This window comes from Enterococcus gallinarum NBRC 100675 (assembly GCF_001544275.1).
Taxonomy (GTDB): Bacteria; Bacillota; Bacilli; order Lactobacillales; family Enterococcaceae; genus Enterococcus_D; species Enterococcus_D gallinarum.
Genome location: NZ_BCQE01000030.1, coordinates 1 through 20833, shown reverse-complemented (window position 1 = coordinate 20833; position 20833 = coordinate 1). Strand labels below are relative to the sequence as shown.

Sequence of the window (20833 nt, the reverse complement as noted above, 5' to 3'; positions counted from 1 at the left end):
ATTTCTTAAATCAAGAGAGATTATTTGGATATTTTGAATGATTGGAGTTTTTAATATGAAAAAGAATCAACCCAATGTTGTTTTAATTGTAGTAGATCAGATGAGAGCAGATGCGTTATCTTTGAATAGCCAAGATAAAATCATTAGTACGCCTACATTAGATATGATGGCTAGTCAAGGATATAATTTTGAGAATTGTTATTCGCCTGTTCCAAGTTGTGTTCCAGCAAGAGCAGCGTTATTAACAGGATTAGATCAAGAAACTTCGGGAAGAGTGGGTTATGAAGATGAGGTTCCATGGAATTTTAAAAATACTCTTCCAGAAGTTTTTAAAGAACAGGGATATCAAACTGAGTGCATTGGGAAAATGCATGTGTATCCTTCAAGAAAACGGTTGGGATTTGATCATGTACTATTGCATGACGGGTATCTTCATGTTGATCGAAAATATGACAAATCTTATGGAGAGCAGTTTGAATATTCTAGTGATTACTTAATGTTTCTAAAAGAATCATTGGGCTCAGATGCAGATTTGATTGATGATGGGTTAAATTGTAATTCGTGGGAAGCACGACCATGGATGTATCCTGAAAAATTTCATCCAACAAATTGGGTGGTTTCAGAAGGAATAAACTTTTTAAGGCGGAAAGATCCTACAGTACCATTTTTCTTAAAATTATCATTTGAGAAACCTCATGCTCCTTTGAATCCACCAAAATATTATTTTGATATGTATATGGATAGATTACCAGACACTCTAGATTTGCATATTGGTAATTGGGAGAAATTAGAAAATATTGTTCCAGATATTTGTGCCTTAAGAGGAAAATTAAAAAAAGATGATCAAAGAAGAATGATTGCTGGATATTATGGACTTATTTCTCATATAGACCATCAAATTAATCGCTTTTTAATGGCTTTGAAAGAATTTAGGCATGATAAAGATACAATCATTTGGTTTATTTCAGATCATGGAGATCAACTAGGAGAACATTTTTTATTTAGAAAGGGGTATCCTTATCAAGGAAGTATCCGTGTTCCATCGTTTATTTATGATCCAGGAAATATGATTGCGGCAAAAAATCATATCATTAAAGAACTTGTAAAAATACAGGACGTATTTCCTTCACTAATTGATTTAGCATTGGGACAGTGTGTGGATACGGATGGAAAAAGTGTTAAACAGTTGCTTTTTGGAAACCATGAAGGATGGCGACGAGAAATTCATGGAGAACATAGTTTAGGGATGGATTCTAGTCAATATATATTAACGGAGAAATGGAAATTTATATGGTTTCCCGTAAAAAATACGTATCAATTGTTTGATATGATAGATGATCCAAATGAAATGAAAAATTTATATTATGATAAAAAATACGAATCTATCATTTATGAAATGAAACATAAATTAGTAGGATATTTAAAAGATAGAGAAGAGAGGTTTGTCAAAGATGGACAGTTAATTCAAGTAGGTGTGGAAAACATTGTTTCAACTTTAAAAATTAAGGAATAAATTAAAACTGAAGATTCCATAAAGAATCAAAACATATTCAGATATAAACAAAACTGGCTTTTTGTCAGTAGGAACTGACGATTTGTGCAAAATCAAAGTTGAGTTAGGATGAATCTCATTCTAGCTCAGCTTTTTTTATGACTTTAGTCAAATTCGTTCGCGTAGCGTACGAAACAAAAAACGCGCGTTTTTACTCGTGGACGAAATATCTTTAGCGATAAAAGTTAAGCACATACGAGATGGAATTGTAAGTATCACGTAGTTATCACCCCGAAATATCGATGAAAAGTTAAGAGTAATTATTGGTCAGGTAGTAAGAAAATTGTGTAATATGAAAGATGTTGAAATCATTGAAGCTTTGGTATGGTAGCGGTGTCTGAAAAGGGTTTTCCTTTATAATTTTTATTAGTTCATCAAACTTACTAGTTAGATTGATACTCTTCAATTTAGGAGAATCTTTGCGAGCATTCTTTTTAATCTTTACATTGTATCCCAATCAATTTCACCTAGGTCTTCACTTTCTTCATTCTCAAAGTGTTTTACTTGATCCAGTACGCCCGCATTTTGTAAGTAGATCGTTTCTAGTAGAGAGTTCCAATCGCTCTTACTAATCATTATTACACTTTCTTCCTCTTTTGTACTTGCAATTTCTACAGGTTGACTGTCAGACACAACGTGTTTAATGATTCCATAAAGATTTTTTCTCGCATTCGTCGGTGTAATTACTTCCATAAGTTATCCCCCTTTTTTTAAATATCTTAAGCATATTATAGTGTACGCTTTAACGTACGTAGACAAAAAGAGAGAATGTATTTGCCATTTCTTACAAATCTTCAAGCCTTGTCGTAATCGTTTTTTGATTCTTGATTTGTTGTTTCGCCTGTTCAAGGTGCTTACTGTTTGCAGTCTTATTTAACAAATGAGCGGTTTCTTGTATTGATTCATGGCCTTTAGCATCCTTTAAAGTCATCTGCTCTTCAGCGGCTTGCTTTTTGATCCGTTTTAAAGTTGATAAAGAGATTTTCATCATCTTTTCTACTTCCCTCATACTATGGGTTTCCATCAATGTTAGTGCAAGTTTGTAATGATCATTCAGTATACGTTTGGGACGTCCTTCTTTATAGTTCTTCTTATTGGCTTTATGCCATTGTTTTCCCTCTTGTGTCCTGGTCACGATCAAATCTCTTTCAAACTGTGCAAAGCTTCCAAGCATGTTCATCATCAATGTTTGCATAGAATCTTTTTTATTTGGTTCAAACGTCAAGGCATTGTCTAAAAAAGTAACTGTCACGCCTGCTTCGTTTAAAGTAGAAATAATCGAATCTAAATCAACGATACTTCTTGCTAAGCGATCGATCTTTGTTATTAAGACGAGATCATCTTCTTCTACTATTGAAAGTAGTTCTTCTAATTCTTTTCTACCTTCTTTTTTTGTACCAGTATATTTTTCACTAAAGATTTTTTCAGCACCAGCATTTTCTAATTTCAAAATTTGCGTTTTGTAATCTTGATTGCTGGTACTGACTCGTGAATACCCATAAATTGCCATTTTTACCTCACACTTTCTGGACATAAGTTTCTGACACCTGTCAAAACCAAGTATATCAAGAAAAAATATTGTGGTCAAAAACTTTTAAGTTTCTGACCCTCTGTTTTTTATATTAAACTCCTGAAATTATTTTTAAAGTTATGATTTTTATCAATCCTATTTACTTTCATTGATAATAGAATTGAAATCTAAAACATGTAAATTATCAAGGGAAAGGTTCTCATGGGCTGTCAATATAAAATTTGCTTTCTTTTCTCTACTCATTGTTTTTATTATAATCATTAGTATGTCTCTTGTTTCTTGATCAAGATTGCTAAAAGGCTCGTCTAGAATATACCATTTCCTTTCTATACTGAGAATTGAAAGGATGTATACTAGCCTTCGTTCCCCACCTGACAATAAACCTAATTTCTTTTTCTTATACTTTTCAAAATTTATATCAGGAAAGTATGTATCTAATAAATTCAGGAAATTTTTTTTTGATTCATTGGTCAACCCCTCAACAAAGTGAATAAACTCATCTACAGTTAATCGACTATAAAAAGTAAAGTTCTGGCGCATATAAATACAACTATTATTATTAATTATTTTACTATTTTTCGGAAGTGGATTTCTTAGACCACTAATATAATCTAATAATAGCGTTTTTCCACTGCCATTTTTCCCTTTCAAATAAGTAATTCCTTCTTCAAACTTACAATTTATTTCCTTTTCAATCTCTTTTATGAATAAATTTTCTATAACAATCACAAAATCATCTACTTTCTCTAGATAACGGTTTAAAGAAAATAATACTAGGTATACTTACTATAATCAGTATTATACAAATCAGGAAGTAAAACAGTGGAAAATCACCTGATATTAAATCATTCATAACATCTCCAATAATAATAAAGGGATTAATGTAATTTACTGGTGTATCTATTCCTATCAATACGAAAAATAAAAATATTACCATATTACATATGGATGAAACGGTCGACGAGTAAAGATTTCTTAAGTAGGTTATATTATATCCGATGAACGCTACAGGTAAAACTACTATAATTGTTATCAATGATAACACTGTTAGATGAATATAATTTAAATTGAAAAATAAGGCAGGTATGAGGTTAAACATAGTTAAGCAAATAATAGAATAAATTATTTGGGTAAGTAGTAGTCCAAAAAAGAATTTTACAGGTATCCACTTTATAGAAAATATTATGGATAGTGCACCAGTATCTTTCTCATTTAAAGCAAACAATCCTACACCGTAAACAAAAGCATTGAATACAATATATATCCACCAGTAAGTTAAATCATAAACGGTTGTTATATTCCTACTGTTAAAAAATAGCATTATACTAGGCAACCCTAGTGACCAAAAAAAAGATAGTTTGTCTTTTAATAGTAATGATATATTTAGTTTGCAGATAGTAATGACATTTGACATAATATTCTCCTTCGATGAATTTATGGAAAAGGAATATACTCTATGCTTTTATCTAGTTCTTTTCCACAAATTGACTGAACAAAAGCATACACACTCTCATTATATAAAATAGGATTCATGTGTGGAAACCAATTCTCATCAACCACTTTTACCACCTTCAAATGAGGAATGGGCTGATACGAGTGAAACAAACTTATAACTGGATCCATTTTTAATTTTTCTCTACATTCTTTTTGCCATAATTTAAAATTAAATTTAAGTTTACTTTCAAATTGACAATCTTCCATATTTTTTAGTAAATATGAATAGTTTCTACAAAATTCATTGGTCGATAATTGATCAAAACGTGAATGATATAAATCTTTTTTACTATCATCAAAATCTTTTAAAGTATTGGATTTAGCAGTCTTACTAAAATCCGTTGCAAAATACTGCAAAGCTTCAATCTGACTTTTTTTTATAGCTTCTTCTAATACATTTGAAGTACCTAAACCTATACACTTAGAATTTTCACTATATCCAATACATAAAATCACATAAATCTTATCTGAGATAGATACATTGAAGTAGTTTGTGTTATCTACATAATTTTTTAAATAGTTGTCTACTGACTTTATTTCTGTAAAATTACTGATAGATATTTTTGGAGCTGAAGTTTTAGTCAAATAATTTACTATGAATGATTGCCTTTCAAAGAACTCGAAAAATGCTGTTCTTATTACAGAGTTTGAATCTGTATGAGATGCCATCCCATTTGAATCAACAAATCGATCTCTAGATAAAAATAAGCCTTTAGGCATCATTTTAGGCATGTTTTTACTCAAATAATTTACATGTGTATGGTTTTCGAATGAATCGTTGGTATTTATCAACACTTCTCTTTCAAAGAACTCTCCAAAAACTTTTTTTAAATTTGATGATCTATTGTCAAACCCAACTTCATAAGCTTGTACATGTTGCTTATCTTCTCTAACTATATAATTATTGAAGTGGTGGTTTAAAAATAAGCCTTTTTTCGAGAAAATTCTACTATCATTTAATAGGAATCCATTCATTTTTATCTTCCCTTTCAAACTAAGAAACAATCAAATTCTGTAGCATTATAATCTATATTTGAAATAATTTTTTGTTTCTTCGATAATCTTATAAGTCTCTTTGAAGGCAAGCAATTTAGCAGATGCTTAGAAACTAATTTTATTGTTTTGACATTATTTTTATGACTATTTTTTCCATTTAAAATAACCACTTCTGGAAAAGGAATATCCTTGTTTAGCATTAGTTTTTTTTGAATAAGATTATCAATACCTTCTTCACAATGATAACTATTGCTTTTTTCTATTTTAGAAAAAATAAAATCATAAATCTTTTCTTTATCTTTAGGAACCGATTGATAAAACCGTGAATCTTCATTCTGATAATTTTGCCACTCGATTATTTTATTCTCGATTATTGACTTTTTGACAGCTTCCTCAATGGTTTGATCACAAGATATTCCGCACCCAGTGATTTGTCTTTTATATAAACTGATTGTTATAACTGTGTAATAGTTTGATAGATTTCTTGTAGCTAAACAAAGATGTTCGTCAGCTCTAAAATTCAAACTTTTAATTAATTGTTTTTGTTCATTTGATAATTCAACATTAAGCCTTTCTCCAATATCTGTGTACCATAGGAAAAACAACTCATTTTTTTCTATTAACTCTGACAAAGCTTTCTTTAAGATTTGACACGATTCTATACCTGTAGCAGTGCCTGTTGTATCGATATATCCATATGCTGATGTTTTACCATAGCTAATGTATTTACCTTCAGCTGTGAACCCTCCTACACCAAGCAAAAACCTTTCCAGATATTCACTATAGCTTTTTTTCATTGCGAGTTCTTTGGTCGTACTTATAGATGTCCCATCACTTGGATTGTAGTAGTTTCCTTTTTTAATCTTGTTTCCGTTTATATAGAAAAGTTTCCTCTCAGTACTCTGATAGTTCTTTGTAAATCCATAGGACGTATGAATTTGTGAAAACATATTAGCTTCCTCCAACAACTAAATCTGATTCAATCAATAAAGCTAACTTAGGATTTATTCCGATATCTTTTACAAATTTTTGATGATTTTTAAAAAGGGAGATAGATTGCATGGGAACTCCTTTATATGCCAGTTCTCTAATGTTCATTGTATGCTTAATACCATTAAAAAAACTAGCCTTTCCATAAATGAGTAAACTTTTCTCTAAGTCTAGAAGCCAAGATACAATAATGTCACTGCTCCAGTTATTATCTGTTATTACCTTGTTACTTATTTGTAAGATTTGATCACTATAAACATCAAACATGTAAGAGCCTGGTTTAAGTCCTTCTACAAATTTATTCACATAAATTACTGGAAAACATAGAATCATTTGATTTGTTTTAACAAAAGATTTTAAGTTTTCGAATATTTTTAATAATTCATTTGATCCGATTGAATATGTAGAATAGCTTTCGATTACGATGTCAGGGGTATTTAAACGACTGAAGTCTACTAATTCTTTATAATTTTCTAATTTCATTTCTTCTTTTGGTAAAGAGAACTGGTACATCTTTAAAATTTTCTTTTCAATTTCTTTGTCAACAAATTGTGATTGATACTCATTCCAATAGTACTTATTCATAACAATCACACATTTCCCAAAAATAACAAGTATCATAACTCAATGAAAAGTCATTTAAGTCAATCTTTAAAACATCATCAATTATACTATAGTTGGCTTTGGACATTTTTTTCTCTTTGTGTAGTTGATTGATTACCGGTAGCCAATCACTTTTATTTAACAAACCATCATATTGAAAAAAACCTTTCTCATTGTAAAACAAATCTACCATAACTTGAAAATTCAAATTATTTTTACCTGATTGACTACCTCTTAGTTGAGATTCAATACTATAAAAGAAGCATAGAGGGCAAGGGTTTCCCCATCTAGGAGAATAATAATTACTAAGGTAAAGACTATGATTGTATGCAAAAACAAATTTATATACATTCGTACTATCTTTATTTATAAAACTAACTATTTCTTTTAACTTTTGTAAACTAAACGGATCTAAACAAACAATAATTAATTTATCCTCGTGATTTTGATCTTTAAATTCGTCGAGTGACCTTATCTCGTGATCTTCTTTCCAAATATCTCTAGACAATTCTAAAAATTTCGAGCTATTTGAGAAGATTACTATATCATTTATACTTGATAAATATGTACTGTTCTCTTCCTTAATGATTGATGAATCCATTAAAAATTTTATTGATTCATTAGCAATATTCTCTTCTTTGAAAATTACCATAAAGTCATTAAAAGTAATATTTCCGATTTTATTTTCTTCCATATATCTGAGAAAATTAACTAGCACTTCATTTTTAGTTGCAAAAGAATTATCTTTAGTTTGGATTATTGTTGTGTTTTCATCTTCTAATTCATATATCAAATATGGATTAACTACATATTTCAATCAAAACCCCTCCAATATTTATACTACTAGCTTCCGATATAAATCATTAATAGGAGAGAAGATAAGACTTCTCTCCTATAAAAGTAATTCTATTTGGTGAAAACTTTCTCTTGAGAAGAAGCTCCTGCTCCACAACAGCAGCAGCAACAACAACAGCAGCAGCCACCGCCACCACCGCCGCCACCACCACTACCGCCGCCTTTACTAAGCGAGATAGAAGTGTCAGCAAATGAAGAACCTAAGCTTGAAGAAAATGATGTAAATAAACTTTGGGAAATAAGAGAGTCTTGCATTTTAGACTGCTGTTTATCTTTAGTACCCATATTAAAACCACCTTCCATAATATTAAGAAATAGCTAGCAATTTCTTAATATTATGGTAAATTACAAGTAAGCGCTTTGTCAATCTTTTTTTAATTTAAAACTATTTAAATAATAATATAATGATAGCGCTTTTTAATCGCTGTTTAAAACTGCTAACTACAAAATTAAATAAGAAAAACTTAAATTAACTGAACATTTAGAAAATACAAAACAAGTTAAATCACACAAATTATTATTATTTTTTAAAAAAATTGTGTATTCAAATAACATGATAATTAACAAAGTAAATTATATCACTAGTTATAATTATTACTTAACGTCGGACTATAAAATCGTCCATCAAAAAACTTTAGCCATTATTATTTATGGCATTTTTTCTTTCCTTTATGAGATTCAAAAAATATTCCGTTTGCTGTTTGGTATTTAAAGAACTCACTACGTGGTTGACTAATTTCTCTACAGCAACTTCTCCGTACTCATCTTTTATAAAATCTACATAAGAAATGCTCGGTCTGTAAGCCCGTGCTAGCACGTTCTGAGAATATTTGATCTCTGCTACTGTCAGATATCCTTTATTTAGTAGGCTACTTATCACAGCAGCGGTTGTATTTTGGTTGAGTATTGGTAGTCTTTCTAATAGCTCATGTTTGGTTAAAGCCTGGTTTAATTCATAAAAATAGTAAATAACTTGATATTCAGCCTTAGTTAATTCTGACATGTTAATCCCCTTTCTGGTTTAGCCAATGGCTAAGAATCTCGCATTAGATTATTTAAATCTCCTATCTTTAAATTTTTTTGGAAGCCAATCAAAAAGAAAATCACATACTAGAAAAATAACCAGGGATATTAAATAGTCGATTATAAAACTTTTTACTGTTAAATAAGGTCTATACTCTGGGGTCTGATATTGTACATAAAAGAAAATGGAATTTAGTATTAAAGGAGTAAAAATGCACCAAATAAAAATTTTCATTGAAGGTTCCCTCTCATAAAATTATATACATATTATATATGTCACTTTTCTTTTTAAATGGCAAAAATTTCAATCTTTAAATGGCAAAAGACAAAGAGCATGAGACCTTGTCCTTTTCTCACGCTCTTTGTCTATTTTTCTAACAAATCAAGTATTTCTTGAGGAGAATCAATAATTATATCTACATTTTGAAATGATTCAATGTTTTTAGCACCCCATTTAGCTAAACCAAAAGTGACTCCACAAGCTTTCGCACTTTGCATGTCATATAATGAATCACCAATATAAATTGTTTCTTCTTTTTTTATGCCCAATTCATCAATTGCCTTTTGTATGGGGGCCGGAAAAGGTTTATGCAATTTAGTATCTGAAGCTGTAATTTGTATATCAAAATACTGATTTAAATTAAATCGGTCAAATTCATTTTTCATTTCTTCTTTTGTTTTAGATGTGACAAGTCCTAATTGAATCTCTTTTACGTGCAATGTTTGTAATGTTTCTTCTATATGCGGAAAAACTTGAGCATTGTCTGCTAATAAAAGTACGTTTTCATCCCATTTTGATAAGAGAGTCTCCTCCTCTTCCTCAGTATTTACAAACTTTTTAATAGCTTCTCTTCCGGGAATACCTAAAATATAATGTAATTCTTTAATCGGGATTTCCTTCTCTAATTCTTCACGCAATGTTTTTTGCAGAGAATGTGTCATAACATATTCTGTATCAATAATCGTTCCATCAACATCAAATAATATCGTTTTAATCATAGCTTTTCTCCTTTGTGTAAATGATTTTACTCTTTCCTATTCTAACGGCTAATTCTTCAGGAATTTTTTTATCGGTTACCAAGTAGTCGAGTTCTTCAAACGTATAGATAAGATAATTATGAGATAAGTTGATTTTTGTATGGTCGCATAGCAGTACGATTTTATTACTTTTCTCTCTAATTGCCTGCTTCATTGCTATATCTTCTTCATGGGCATAATAGATTCCTTGATTATTTATACCTGCACAACTTAAGAAAGAAATATCAAACCGATACTTAGTTAATTCCCAGATTGGGTATCCACCAGTAACTGAACGACTTTCTTTATTTAATGTTCCTCCAAGAATCGTAGTAGGGATTGAAGTAGTCTTCAAAAATTGATCGGCAATGTCAATCGAGTTTGTCACAGCCAAGTTTATGTTTCTATTCGCTAAATATTGAGGCAAAAGAGAGATTGTGGTCGACACATCTAAATATACGGTTTGCTTTTCAAGTAATAGTTTACTTGCTTCTTTAGCAATTTGCTTTTTCACTTGAAGGTCTTGATCTGTTCTTCCTAAATATCCATCTATTTTATTAAACGAATTTGCTAAACTGATACCTCCGTAAGTTCTAATCACAAGGTTGTTATCCGCTAGTTTTATTGTATCTCTTCTAGCCGTGTCTCTAGAAGCACCTGTAAGTTGCATAATGTCTTGTAAAGTCAATGACTTTTCTTTTTCCAGTCTTTCAATAATTATCATCAATCTTTTTTGTTGATTCACCTATTCAATCCCCTTCGTAAAAAACGAGTAATTTTAAGTATATAAACATAATAACTTAAAATTACTTAAATGTACACTAGTAAATAGTGTACAGAAAATCAGGCGTTTCTGAACAGTCTATTTTTTTATCTTATTTCTATAATTTTGATTCTATTATGTGTTCATAAACCCATATCAAAATCTATGTTCATTTATACCATCGGTATAAAGTTATGTTACAATAAAATTAATGAGGGAGTGATTTTTTTGAAAATAGGATACGCCCGGGTATCTACTGGTTTACAAAATTTGGATTTACAAGAAGACAGCCTAAATAAATTTGGTTGTGAAAAAATTTTTACCGATCATATGAGTGGGGCAAAAAGTAATCGACCAGGATTAGAAATGGCGATTGATTTTGTTCGCTCTGGCGATACACTTGTCGTTTGGCGATTGGATCGATTAGGACGGAATATGGAAGATTTGATTTCAATTGTCAATCGATTGAATGAACGCGGCGTAAGTTTTCATAGTCTTCAGGAAAATATTACAATGGATAAATCTAGTTCGACTGGTCAGCTAATGTTTCATTTGTTTGCAGCTTTTGCAGAATTTGAGCGTAATTTGATCCTGGAACGATCCGCAGCAGGACGAGCAGCAGCTCGAGCAAGAGGGCGATTTGGAGGACGCCCTGAAAAATTAAAAGCACAAGACTTAGAATTATTAAAGACTCTAATTGATAGTGGAACACCCATTAAAACTATTGCCGAACGTTGGAATGTTTCTCGAACAACGATTTATCGTTATTTAGATAAAATGGAGGAAAAAGATGGAAAAACAAACGCTCACTAATTTTTCAGAACAGCAAAGAATAGATGCGATGAAAAAATACAAAATTATTGAGCCTTATCTTAATAAACAAGAAACGATAAAAGAAATAGCTATTAAAAATAAAGTACCTACTCGTACACTCTATCGTTGGGTACAAAAATATGAACATGATGGTCTAGTTGGTTTAATTAGGAAGACACGAACTGATTTTGAGCAAATTAGGGTTTCAGAAGAAGTTCGACAAAAAATAGAAGAATTCGTATTGAGATACAAAAAAATAAGTACAAAGACATTATCTCGAAAAATTTCTTCCTATTGTAAAGAGAACAAACTGGATATACCAAGTTATTCTCAAATTTATAAATTACGGAAAAGTATTCCCAAAAGTCTCATTCAGTTAGCCCATGAGGGAGAGAAAATATATAAAGAGAATTATGATTTAATTGCTATAAGGGAAGCAACAAGACCGAATGAAATTTGGCAAGCAGATCATACCTTATTAGATATCAATTTACTTGATGAAAAAGGAAATATAAATCGTCCCTGGTTGACTATTATATTAGATGATTATAGTCGAGCTGTGGCTGGTTATTATTTGAGTTTTTCTGCCCCTTCAGCAATCAATACCGCATTAACCTTACATCAAGCTATTTGGACAAAAAAAGATTCTTCGTGGCCTATATGTGGTATTCCTGAAAATTTTTATACGGATCACGGAAGTGATTTTACTTCAAATTTTATGGAACAAGTCGCTGTTGATTTAAGAATAAATCTCATTTTTTCTGCCATAGGAATTCCAAGAGGACGTGGGAAAATTGAGCGTTTTTTCCAGACAATTAACCAAATGCTTTTAGAAGGATTACCAGGTTATATTGAAAATAACTGCAACGAAAAATTATTAACTATTCAAGAATTTAAAGAGAAATTACACTGTTTTCTTATCAATGAATATAATCAAACAAATCATTCTTCTATTAAAGTAAGTCCGATAAAAAAATGGAGTGAACAATTATTTTTACCGAATATGCCTAATAGTTTAGAAGAGTTAGATTTATTGTTATTAGAAATTCCCAAAACTCGAAAAGTCCACTCTGATGGAATTCATTTCCAAGGATTACGATATACTAATCCTAATTTATCTGCGTTTGTTGGAGAACCTGTTTTAATCCGTTATACGCCAAATGATTTGGCAGAAATTAGAGTATTTTATAAGAATCAGTTTCTTTGTAATGCCATTTCTCCAGATATTTCAAATTATGAAATTAATATGGATGATTTAATTTTTGCTAGAAATAAACGAAAAAAATTATTAAAACAAAAAATACAAGTACCAAGTTCTGTAGAATTATTAATTGAAGAGAAAAAGTATGAAGAAATAACTACCCCACCTAAGAAATCAGCTTTAAAGAGGTACTATAATGAATAAAACCTTTATTGAAACAAAAGAATATAAACGATTTGCTGAATTTTGTGACGCATGTATTAAATATAAGTATATTGGAATTTGCTATGGTGCTCCTGGCGTAGGTAAAACATTATCTTCGAGGTATTACTGTAATTGGGATAATATAGAAAAACAAATTGCCTATCATCGTGCTGATGATATTGGAAAAAATGCAACAGATGAAATATTAAGTGTAAATAAAGTTTTTTATACTGCACCAGCTGAAAAGATGTCTCGTGTCAGTTCTGATATTAACACAATAACTAGTAGAATAGGTCTGACTAAAGCAATGCATATGGTACTAAAATACAATCAAGAAGATCCTTCTGTTCCTAAAACCTATGAAGCAATTGATTTAATTATTGTCGATGAAATTGATCGTTTAAAGCTTCAGCATTTAGAACAGCTAAGAGATATTTATGATAGAAATGATCTGGCAATGGTTCTTATCGGTATGCCTGGTATTGAAAAAAGGTTGTCTCGTTATCCGCAACTTTACTCTCGCATAGGATTTGCGCATGAATTTGATAACCTTAGTAAGGATGAAACACATCATATTTTGGAATACAAGTGGTCAGACTTAGGAATTGATATTAAGTTAGAAGATTTTTCTGATTATGAGGCTATCACAACTATCATTAAAATTACAATCGGATATCGTTTTACTTGGAAAGCTGAAATAAAAAATTCAGATTATTTTTCTAAAGGCAAACAAGAAGAGCTGCGAAAAAAATTATTTAATATTGAACACAACAGTGAACTATCTCAAGAGGAAAAATGGCGTTCAAAAGATCGTATCTTAAATTTTCCATTGGGAACACATGAAGCTGATTTTAAAGCTCAACAGCAAAAATTTGCTGAAGAGGAGACTGAACAAGTAAAACTTGATATTTCTAAAGAAGACAAAAAAAATTTGCTGTCTGATTTAGACAATTTATTCCAGTAGCAACCCAGGAGGCAACCAGTATGCAACCACAAGAAACCTTTACAATAAAGGAATTGTCAGAAATTTTTAAGATGAGTAGGCAAGCAATATCGAAACATATCCAAAAATTAGATTCTTCCATGATAGCTAAAAATGAGCGTGGTTATAAGGTTGTATTGCGTTCTGGAGTGTTGCAACTTGCACGCAACTTAGACAACCATAGGTTGCTAGATCAGTTGCATGAGTACGAACAAGACAACGATAAAAACGTTCATATACCAAGCAAAAATATGGTTGCAAACAAGTTGCTAGATCAGTTGCGTGAAGAGAATAAATTTTTACGAGAACAACTTATCCTCAAAGAGCAAAATAATTCTCAAATACAAAAATTACTCGACCAGCAACAACAACTCACACTCCAAGCCAATCAACAAATTGAGAAACTACAAGAACAGTTACAATTAACTTACACTGAAGAATCTCCAGAAAACGAATCAACTGCTTTTTCTGAAGAAAAGGACTTAATGAACGACATACCACCAACTAAGAGACCGTGGTGGCAAATTTGGAAAAATTAAGTGATCCGTCCTCTAGTGATCGTTAGAGGATGGTCTCTTTTTTTGCCAAACGGGTTCTATATTTCTCGATTAGAAGTTCTATTGACTTTCATTTAGAATTGAACGGAACATGAGCAAAACGAATTTTTAACACGCTTGACGAGCTCAATAAAGTTTATTGAGGTAGCACAACGAACCAGAACAACGTTTGGTGCGTATAAGTGCGCACTGGTGAAAAATAAAATATTTCAATCGATTTACTTTAATTAGATTGACTAAATTTTTTCACTTGTTTTAGTTCGTTGACTTTTTGCGTTGAACAAAAAACGGAAAAAGTTTTTACTCTTTTTCGTTCTTTCAAAAACTCAACTGAACTTCTCTTAACTTCCACAGAAAACAAAACTAAGCAAAAATTTTTTTTGTGATAAATTATCTGACAATTTCAAGAGAACAAAAAGAGAAAGAAAAAAATTGGTAAAAGAAGAAAAAGGCAATGAACTTCTTTCACCAAAATTTTTGACCACATTTCAATTGAAAATACAAATCAATCCCTCTGAAAATCACTAGTGCGCACTTACACCCACCAAAGGTGGTTTTACTTCGTCGTGCTGCACCGCTCAATTGAGTAGTGCCGTCAAGCGTGTCAAAAAACTCACTTCGTTCGTAAGGTTCTATGACAAAAAAAGATAGTCAATTAAACAAAAATATGAAAAAATAGAATCAAAATCATAAAAAGATTTTGACTCTATTTTACTAATTTGAAAGGTTGATTTTAATGAAACAGGCATTATTAATTGTCAATCCTAGTTCTGGTGGTGAAAAAGCAAAAGAATTTAAAAAGTTAGCAGAACAAAAGTTAAGTACTTTTTTTGATCAAGTCATTGTAAAAGAAACAGAAAAACAAGGAGATGCGGAACAATTTGCTCGCGAAGCTACTAAACAAAAATTAGATAGTGTTTTTGTTATGGGAGGAGATGGGACTGTTAACGAAGGAATTAGCGGTTTAGCTGAACAAGAGTATCGTCCTAAATTTGGTTTTTTCCCTTTGGGAACAGTAAATGATTTAGCAAGAGCATTAAATATTTCCTTAGATCCAGAAGAAGCCATTAAACAATTTGACTGTAATCAAACAACAACTTTAGATATCGGAAAAATAAATGATAGCTATTTTATGAATGTTGTAGCTATTGGAACAATTCCTGAAGCAGTTAACAATGTTGATGTAGAAGATAAAACAAAACTAGGAAAATTAGCTTATTTTGTTTCTGCCGTAAAAGAATTAGCAAATACACAATCGTATTCATTCCACTTAAATTTAGATGGAAAAGAAGAGACGATAGAAAGCAGTACACTCTTAATTGGATTAACTAATTCTATCGGTGGATTTGAATCACTTTTGCCAGAAGCTGAAGTAAATGATGAAAAGCTCCACTTAATTTATATCAAAGATCAATCCCTATGGGATACAGTTAAAGCAGTACCTGCTTTATTAAAAGGTGTTGATAATTCAACAGAAACTGTCGCCTATTCCACTTTTTCTGAAGGAACTATCTCGCTTGAACATGAGGAACATTTAACAACAAATGTGGACGGAGATGAAGGAGATTCCTTGCCAATAAAAGTAAAAGTATTACCTCAACATTTAATTGTTTATCAAGGTAACGCAGAAGAAAAATAATTTTTTAAATTAAAAAGGACCTGGAATTATCTCCTGGTCCTTTTTAGGGGTTCAAATTTCAAAGAAATCTGATGGTGGTGAATTTACTATAGCAATATAAATTTTAGTTAGTCAATAGTTTCTATCTAACTTAAAGAACTTCAACGGGCCCATGATCGTCAATATGATCACCGTGAACATGCTGCAACCGGCCATTGACTAAGTAATCGGTGTGATCTCCATGGGGCACTTGTTCATGGCCACAATCCGGTGTATGCTGACAAACTGCTTCGACATGATTACAATTATCCGGATTTTTTTCGTTTACTTCTAACTTACATTCGTCCCAATGATCTTCATGAGAATGATGCAAATGACCGTTGTGCACATAATCAACATGATCTTCATGTAATATTTTCGTGTGGCCACACCCTAAAGAATGTTGATGCTGATGATCTTCATGTGTATGATGTTCCATTTGATCGTCTCCTTTTTCTTTGAGATAAATTTTTGTATAATTATATTATCAAACAAATGAGAAAGTGTGAATATATCGGGAGGAATGGATTAAAATGATTTCAAAAAAACAACAAGAAAAGATAAGCTCTCTTTTTTCTTGTTTAAGTAGTCCAACACGATTAGCAATTTTATTTTTCTTATTTGAACAAAAACAAGCAAATGTTTCCCAAATTGTCGATCATGTAAGTATTTCTCAATCAGGCGTATCACACCAATTAAAGACATTAAAAAATTATCACTTAGTAAAATCAATACGAGAAGGGAAAGAAATTCTATACTCTTTATGTGATAAGCATGTGATTACGATTTGTGATCAAATTGTAGAACACACAAAAGAACTAGAAATAAATTGATTAAAACATTTCTTTAGAAAGTATTTTCTTCCCTTAATCAAGGTATAAGTACTTAAATTCTTTCAAGGTGAACGAATATGGATAAAAAAGTAATCAAAGAACAGAAAAAACTTCTTCGAAGAAAAATTCTTGAGATCATGGAAGGAACGCCTAATTTTAGAAATTTACCTGATGACGCACCCGAAGTACGTCAAGTAAGACAACTAGGAAAAGCTCTTGAAAAGATTGGAAAACGGTATTTATAAAAAACAGGAATAGGAATCGATATAAATATCACTTAGTTTTTAGAAATGCTCTTATGTTAACTTATATTATTTTCTAAATATATTTTAGTATATTTAACTCCCTTTTTTTAAACTTCCTTTAAAAATAAATAAAAAACTGACAAAATAGATTCATAAACAGAGAAAAGGAGTTTTAAAAATGAAAGAGACTATTTTAGCAATCAAATTAAAAGAATATAGAACAAATAATAACTTAACTCAAAGTGACTTAGCAGAAAAATTAGATGTGAGTGATAAAACAATTTCCAAATGGGAATTAGGAGAAACTTACCCGAGTAAAAGAAATATGCTTAAACTATCCGAAACTTTAGGTGTTTCTTTAGAAACTTTATTATTAGAAGAACAAGCTGATGGGACCAGTGAGTTAGAATTAAGTATTAAATATGGTGTAATAAGCTTCTGTTTTATATTTTTCGTTACAATGGTTATTTTTTCTTTTACTCAAGATCACAGTCCTATTTTAGAATTAACTACTTCAAAAAAATTAGAATTACTCGGAACAACTATACTTAAAATTTTAAGCATATCCATTCCACCTGCGATTATTATTGGGTCTGTATTCTATTTTTATATTTTTCCTAAAAATCAAAAAGAAAATTAGCTTAATCTTAAGCTATTTTCACTTGTTTATGTTGTTTAGGTGGAGAAAATAAGAATAGAAAAAAGACGTTGTAACAAATTAAGCGTGGAACATAACACCGTCTTTACTCGCCCCCCCGGTTTCTTCACAAACGCCTCAAAGAGAAGAAGCTTGATTTACCAGTATTTTAGTGATCAAACCTAGCTAGACCAATTGAAAATCACAAAGTAGCCCCCTGTAACAGTTGGTACAGGGGCTACTTAGTATACTCAACATTATGTTAACTAGTTGTTTAAATAACGATTAAAACTAAATTTATCGTTGTTTTAAGTTAGTTTGTTGCATTCTTATCACTCGGAAAAAAAGTGCAATTATGATGTATACGATCAGAACAGATATGAAATAAACCGCTAAATCAATTTGTATTTTCTTCCACATGCTAGGTAACAAAATTAAGAATCTATTCTCAAGAAACCCCTCATAACTGCGATAGGTAATAAACGGAACTGGAAAGCCCATTAAGTAACTTGTCATACCATCTGAGGTCTTTTCCCTAGGATTCAACACAAAAGCGCTTATCAGAGGAATTATCAGACTAATAATAAACCATTTAATATTTAAACTTTTTTTCATTATGATCTTCCCCTAAATAATAGATTTAAATTTTATGTGAAAAATTCCAAGTGTCATTGATTTTTGCCCCAATCGTAAATCCCTTTACTTGAAATCCTAATAATGAATAACCGTTTACTTTTATTTTTACTGTATCTTTAGTATTGTGTGTCTTTACAAAATTTGAAGATGCACTGGTCTGATTCCAAGTAACAGCAATTTGTAACCCTGAATAATAAGATTTTATTCCTGAAACCTTAGTAAATTGATTTTTACCATTTACTTTCTTGTATTCATAATTGAAAGATACATTTCTCCAAGTAGGAAGTCCAGTCATTCCATATCCGCTAAATGGAGCCCATTTAGAGATTGTTTTACTTCCAGCAGCTCTGGTTTGCATAGGAGTCTCATTAATTATAAACTCTGTTTTACTGCTATTTTTAAACTCTTCTAGTATTTTTTCTAATTCTTCCACACTATCTAATTTAATAATATTTTGCGGATCAATTTCTTCAGCAGGTACTAATTCAAAATCGTATTTACCGTTTTGTTCAAGTTCTTTTATTTCACTAACAATTGAATTTTCTTCGGTAACACTATCAGCCGATACAATATCCTTCCACCCAAAAAAAGTAACAAACATTAATCCCACTAAAAGAACTTTTTTCATAACATATGACCTCCATTTTTTTGATGTTTTAATACAAACTTTTAGTATATTATCTATAATTTCTGCTTAAAACATGAGAAACGAATAGTTTACATGGGCTTGTATTTGTATCTTATTTGTTTACATTGTATTAACTATTAGGAAATAAATAATGCTGCACATATATATATCGCTATATTGACAACATTTTCTTTTTATGGATATTATCATTTTAAAAGGAGACACGAGATATGCAGAAAAAAGAATTTGAAAAAAAATAACTAGTATATTGACTAGTTGTAAAAAGTTTTAGTCATTGGGATTACTCATATAAAAATCTTTAGTGAGGAAAAAATTTATGAAAAATAAATATATTTACAGCTTATTTATAGGGTTAATTTTACTATTTCAACTACAATTATTAAGTTATACTAATTATCTTTTAGTTAAGCAAGATCTTATAAATGGTGTCCTTGATCCATATTTATTACTAAAAACACCTTTAATAATTATACCTTGTATCTTTTTTGTTTATTCTATTTACGGATTCAAAAAATCTCAAATATGAAATATCTAACACGAAGTATTTCATATTTGAAGCAGATTAAGGTTGTTCATATACAATAACTTGTTAAAAGAAACTCCTATAACATAACAATCGAAAAGGTAAGAAAATTCGAAAAGGAGAAAATTTTTAAACAAAATTTAGAATTGTTTTTTTTAGTTTGTCAATAAATTTACGAAGGGAAAAGCCCCTAAAACGTGATTGCTGGATTTGAAATCACACTTACAGACACAAAGCATGAAAAATCTTGTCTAATTAGATAATATCCTTTACGCCTTAATAAAGATATATTACAATAACGAAGAAAACGCTTTATTTCGTAAATAATTAGAATTACTTTATAAAATGTTTGGAGGTTATCAGATGTTGAAACGTTTATTTCTAATTGCTGTTGTGTTAAGTCCTAGTTTATTTTTTAGAACTATGTCAGCTGAATCAGATACTTTTAATAACAATACCGAGAAATTACCGGTATTAACCCCAGCTGGAGAAATTATGGATGTTGAAACGAATAAAATTGGGAACTATGATTATAATAACTTACCAATTCTTACTCCTGATGGTGAAACAATGGAAATAAATCAAGATTCTTCTGCTACGTTTAGAAGTTTTATTGGCCCTACTGTTCCAAAAACAATTTATAAAGAATACACCGTTTTAGCTTTTAAAACAAATTATCCCTACGGACCACCTAAAACAAAGCAATGGGCTGTAAAACAATACGGACAACGATATACTGGTAAACTAAAATTACTCTCTAAAAAAACGGTTCCGTTAGGTTGGGAATGTGTTTATGGAGGAAATCTAAAACGATAAGAAGTATAAATAACTTTGTTACTCAGTGATTAATGTTTGGAGTGAATTCTTATGCCTGAAATTGTTAATATCCCACAATCTGTTACTAGTGATGTGATGAATAGGATAGAGTTTCCCAAAGAAAACGCTTCACATATGGATAGTATTTTAAAACAAACAAAAGAGCTTCAGAAAACAGTTGACAAAGTTGCTAATTCTGAAGATAAAAAGAAAAAAACACGTAGAAAATGGTATCAAAAAGATTAATGTTACTTGT

General features: G+C 30.6%; 23 protein-coding genes and 2 pseudogenes. 12 read left to right on the top strand and 13 right to left on the bottom strand.

The genetic code is table 11. The features are described 5' to 3' along the window. Window positions 1–55: 55 nt before the first annotated feature. Both EG2_RS14880 and EG2_RS19960 read left to right on the top strand, forming a co-directional pair. Window positions 56–1513 (top strand): manganese-dependent arylsulfatase, encoded by a 1458-nt coding sequence (locus tag EG2_RS14880; protein ID WP_060815246.1) that lies wholly within the window; start codon window positions 56–58, stop codon window positions 1511–1513. Window positions 1514–1777: 264 nt separating this feature from the next. After that, window positions 1778–1871, top strand: a pseudogene (locus EG2_RS19960) (IS200/IS605 family transposase); the annotation flags it as partial. 122 nt (window positions 1872–1993) lie between these two features. Here the strand turns inward: EG2_RS19960 and EG2_RS14870 are convergent. From EG2_RS14870 to EG2_RS14820, 11 genes and pseudogenes are all read right to left on the bottom strand, one after another. Continuing rightward, entirely contained in the window at window positions 1994–2245 is a 252-nt protein-coding gene (locus EG2_RS14870; RefSeq protein WP_060815245.1) for a type II toxin-antitoxin system Phd/YefM family antitoxin, read from the bottom strand. Between the two features lie 235 nt (window positions 2246–2480). Then, window positions 2481–3086 (bottom strand): annotated as a pseudogene (locus EG2_RS14865) (recombinase family protein); the annotation flags it as partial. Window positions 3087–3218: 132 nt separating this feature from the next. Beyond that, the gene (locus EG2_RS14860; protein ID WP_060815244.1) at window positions 3219–3812 is read right to left on the bottom strand and encodes an ATP-binding cassette domain-containing protein; all 594 of its coding nucleotides are present in this window, start codon (window positions 3810–3812) and stop codon (window positions 3219–3221) included. Window positions 3813–4517: 705 nt separating this feature from the next. Beyond that, window positions 4518–5552: a YcaO-like family protein gene (locus tag EG2_RS14850; RefSeq protein ID WP_060815242.1), complete on the bottom strand. Its 1035-nt coding sequence runs from the start codon at window positions 5550–5552 to the stop codon at window positions 4518–4520. A gap of 14 nt (window positions 5553–5566) precedes the next feature. Beyond that, window positions 5567–6523 (bottom strand): hypothetical protein, encoded by a 957-nt coding sequence (locus EG2_RS14845; protein ID WP_060815241.1) that lies wholly within the window; start codon window positions 6521–6523, stop codon window positions 5567–5569. Between the two features lies 1 nt (window position 6524). Continuing rightward, window positions 6525–7148 (bottom strand): hypothetical protein, encoded by a 624-nt coding sequence (locus EG2_RS14840; protein WP_060815240.1) that lies wholly within the window; start codon window positions 7146–7148, stop codon window positions 6525–6527. After that, window positions 7141–7983 (bottom strand): McbB family protein, encoded by an 843-nt coding sequence (locus EG2_RS14835; RefSeq protein WP_060815239.1) that lies wholly within the window; start codon window positions 7981–7983, stop codon window positions 7141–7143. Before EG2_RS14835 ends, EG2_RS14840 begins: the two co-directional genes overlap by 8 nt. Window positions 7984–8072: 89 nt before the next feature. After that, window positions 8073–8306: a hypothetical protein gene (locus EG2_RS18545; RefSeq protein ID WP_115262347.1), complete on the bottom strand. Its 234-nt coding sequence runs from the start codon at window positions 8304–8306 to the stop codon at window positions 8073–8075. Window positions 8307–8655: 349 nt separating this feature from the next. Further along, window positions 8656–9024, bottom strand: a complete 369-nt coding sequence (locus tag EG2_RS14830) for a BlaI/MecI/CopY family transcriptional regulator (RefSeq protein WP_060815238.1) — start codon at window positions 9022–9024, stop codon at window positions 8656–8658. Window positions 9025–9410: 386 nt separating this feature from the next. Beyond that, window positions 9411–10043, bottom strand: a complete 633-nt coding sequence (locus tag EG2_RS14825; protein ID WP_060815237.1) for an HAD family hydrolase — start codon at window positions 10041–10043, stop codon at window positions 9411–9413. Next, the gene (locus tag EG2_RS14820) at window positions 10036–10806 is read right to left on the bottom strand and encodes a DeoR/GlpR family DNA-binding transcription regulator (protein WP_060815236.1); all 771 of its coding nucleotides are present in this window, start codon (window positions 10804–10806) and stop codon (window positions 10036–10038) included. Before EG2_RS14820 ends, EG2_RS14825 begins: the two co-directional genes overlap by 8 nt. A gap of 246 nt (window positions 10807–11052) precedes the next feature. Here EG2_RS14820 and EG2_RS14815 point away from each other — a divergent pair, with 246 nt between their 5' ends. The 5 genes from EG2_RS14815 to EG2_RS14795 all read left to right on the top strand — a co-directional run bounded on the left by EG2_RS14815 (window position 11053) and on the right by EG2_RS14795 (window position 16220). Continuing rightward, window positions 11053–11637 carry a recombinase family protein gene (locus tag EG2_RS14815; RefSeq protein WP_060815235.1) on the top strand — a complete coding sequence of 195 codons (585 nt, stop codon included), beginning with the start codon at window positions 11053–11055 and terminating at the stop codon, window positions 11635–11637. Further along, complete coding sequence (locus EG2_RS14810; protein WP_060815234.1) at window positions 11615–13042, top strand: Mu transposase C-terminal domain-containing protein; 1428 nt, start codon at window positions 11615–11617, stop codon at window positions 13040–13042. Before EG2_RS14815 ends, EG2_RS14810 begins: the two co-directional genes overlap by 23 nt. Further along, window positions 13035–14006 carry an AAA family ATPase gene (locus tag EG2_RS14805; protein WP_169793138.1) on the top strand — a complete coding sequence of 324 codons (972 nt, stop codon included), beginning with the start codon at window positions 13035–13037 and terminating at the stop codon, window positions 14004–14006. Before EG2_RS14810 ends, EG2_RS14805 begins: the two co-directional genes overlap by 8 nt. Before the next feature lie 20 nt (window positions 14007–14026). Beyond that, window positions 14027–14563: a helix-turn-helix domain-containing protein gene (locus EG2_RS14800; RefSeq protein WP_060815233.1), complete on the top strand. Its 537-nt coding sequence runs from the start codon at window positions 14027–14029 to the stop codon at window positions 14561–14563. A gap of 754 nt (window positions 14564–15317) precedes the next feature. After that, a complete protein-coding gene (locus EG2_RS14795; protein ID WP_060815232.1) occupies window positions 15318–16220 on the top strand; it encodes a diacylglycerol/lipid kinase family protein in 903 nt (300 codons plus the stop codon). A gap of 130 nt (window positions 16221–16350) precedes the next feature. Here the strand turns inward: EG2_RS14795 and EG2_RS14790 are convergent, their stop codons facing one another. Beyond that, window positions 16351–16677: a hypothetical protein gene (locus EG2_RS14790; RefSeq protein WP_060815231.1), complete on the bottom strand. Its 327-nt coding sequence runs from the start codon at window positions 16675–16677 to the stop codon at window positions 16351–16353. A 94-nt stretch (window positions 16678–16771) separates the two neighbouring features. Here EG2_RS14790 and EG2_RS14785 point away from each other — a divergent pair, with 94 nt between their 5' ends. The 3 genes from EG2_RS14785 (at window position 16772) to EG2_RS14780 (ending at window position 17956) form a co-directional block, all read left to right on the top strand. After that, a complete protein-coding gene (locus tag EG2_RS14785; RefSeq protein WP_060815230.1) occupies window positions 16772–17071 on the top strand; it encodes an ArsR/SmtB family transcription factor in 300 nt (99 codons plus the stop codon). A 77-nt stretch (window positions 17072–17148) separates the two neighbouring features. Beyond that, entirely contained in the window at window positions 17149–17316 is a 168-nt protein-coding gene (locus tag EG2_RS18925) for a hypothetical protein (RefSeq protein ID WP_156424247.1), read from the top strand. 178 nt (window positions 17317–17494) lie between these two features. Next, window positions 17495–17956: a helix-turn-helix transcriptional regulator gene (locus EG2_RS14780; protein ID WP_060815229.1), complete on the top strand. Its 462-nt coding sequence runs from the start codon at window positions 17495–17497 to the stop codon at window positions 17954–17956. A 637-nt stretch (window positions 17957–18593) separates the two neighbouring features. On the opposite strand, the gene EG2_RS14770 is transcribed toward EG2_RS14780, so the two are convergent. Continuing rightward, entirely contained in the window at window positions 18594–19217 is a 624-nt protein-coding gene (locus EG2_RS14770) for a hypothetical protein (protein ID WP_060815227.1), read from the bottom strand. A gap of 907 nt (window positions 19218–20124) precedes the next feature. Here EG2_RS14770 and EG2_RS14760 point away from each other — a divergent pair. After that, the gene (locus EG2_RS14760; protein WP_060815225.1) at window positions 20125–20577 is read left to right on the top strand and encodes a hypothetical protein; all 453 of its coding nucleotides are present in this window, start codon (window positions 20125–20127) and stop codon (window positions 20575–20577) included. A gap of 51 nt (window positions 20578–20628) precedes the next feature. Next, on the top strand, window positions 20629–20823 hold the full coding sequence (locus EG2_RS14755) for a hypothetical protein (RefSeq protein ID WP_060815224.1): 195 nt from the start codon (window positions 20629–20631) through the stop codon (window positions 20821–20823). Window positions 20824–20833: the final 10 nt, after the last annotated feature.

Bases quoted from the DNA above. Each gene is read 5' to 3' on its own strand.
- EG2_RS14800 (WP_060815233.1), top strand. From the start codon at position 14,027: ATGCAACCACAAGAAACCTTTACAATAAAGGAATTGTCAGAAATTTTT.
- EG2_RS14760 (WP_060815225.1), top strand. From the start codon at position 20,125: ATGTTGAAACGTTTATTTCTAATTGCTGTTGTGTTAAGTCCTAGTTTA.
- EG2_RS14840 (WP_060815240.1), bottom strand. From the start codon at position 7,148: ATGAATAAGTACTATTGGAATGAGTATCAATCACAATTTGTTGACAAA.
- EG2_RS14810 (WP_060815234.1), top strand. From the start codon at position 11,615: ATGGAAAAACAAACGCTCACTAATTTTTCAGAACAGCAAAGAATAGAT.
- EG2_RS14830 (WP_060815238.1), bottom strand. From the start codon at position 9,024: ATGTCAGAATTAACTAAGGCTGAATATCAAGTTATTTACTATTTTTAT.
- EG2_RS14825 (WP_060815237.1), bottom strand. From the start codon at position 10,043: ATGATTAAAACGATATTATTTGATGTTGATGGAACGATTATTGATACA.
- EG2_RS14870 (WP_060815245.1), bottom strand. From the start codon at position 2,245: ATGGAAGTAATTACACCGACGAATGCGAGAAAAAATCTTTATGGAATC.
- EG2_RS18925 (WP_156424247.1), top strand. From the start codon at position 17,149: ATGGATAAAAAAGTAATCAAAGAACAGAAAAAACTTCTTCGAAGAAAA.
- EG2_RS14790 (WP_060815231.1), bottom strand. From the start codon at position 16,677: ATGGAACATCATACACATGAAGATCATCAGCATCAACATTCTTTAGGG.
- EG2_RS14770 (WP_060815227.1), bottom strand. From the start codon at position 19,217: ATGAAAAAAGTTCTTTTAGTGGGATTAATGTTTGTTACTTTTTTTGGG.
- EG2_RS14755 (WP_060815224.1), top strand. From the start codon at position 20,629: ATGCCTGAAATTGTTAATATCCCACAATCTGTTACTAGTGATGTGATG.
- EG2_RS14880 (WP_060815246.1), top strand. From the start codon at position 56: ATGAAAAAGAATCAACCCAATGTTGTTTTAATTGTAGTAGATCAGATG.
- EG2_RS14850 (WP_060815242.1), bottom strand. From the start codon at position 5,552: ATGAATGGATTCCTATTAAATGATAGTAGAATTTTCTCGAAAAAAGGC.
- EG2_RS14780 (WP_060815229.1), top strand. From the start codon at position 17,495: ATGAAAGAGACTATTTTAGCAATCAAATTAAAAGAATATAGAACAAAT.
- EG2_RS14795 (WP_060815232.1), top strand. From the start codon at position 15,318: ATGAAACAGGCATTATTAATTGTCAATCCTAGTTCTGGTGGTGAAAAA.
- EG2_RS14845 (WP_060815241.1), bottom strand. From the start codon at position 6,523: ATGTTTTCACAAATTCATACGTCCTATGGATTTACAAAGAACTATCAG.
- EG2_RS14785 (WP_060815230.1), top strand. From the start codon at position 16,772: ATGATTTCAAAAAAACAACAAGAAAAGATAAGCTCTCTTTTTTCTTGT.
- EG2_RS18545 (WP_115262347.1), bottom strand. From the start codon at position 8,306: ATGGGTACTAAAGATAAACAGCAGTCTAAAATGCAAGACTCTCTTATT.
- EG2_RS14805 (WP_169793138.1), top strand. From the start codon at position 13,035: ATGAATAAAACCTTTATTGAAACAAAAGAATATAAACGATTTGCTGAA.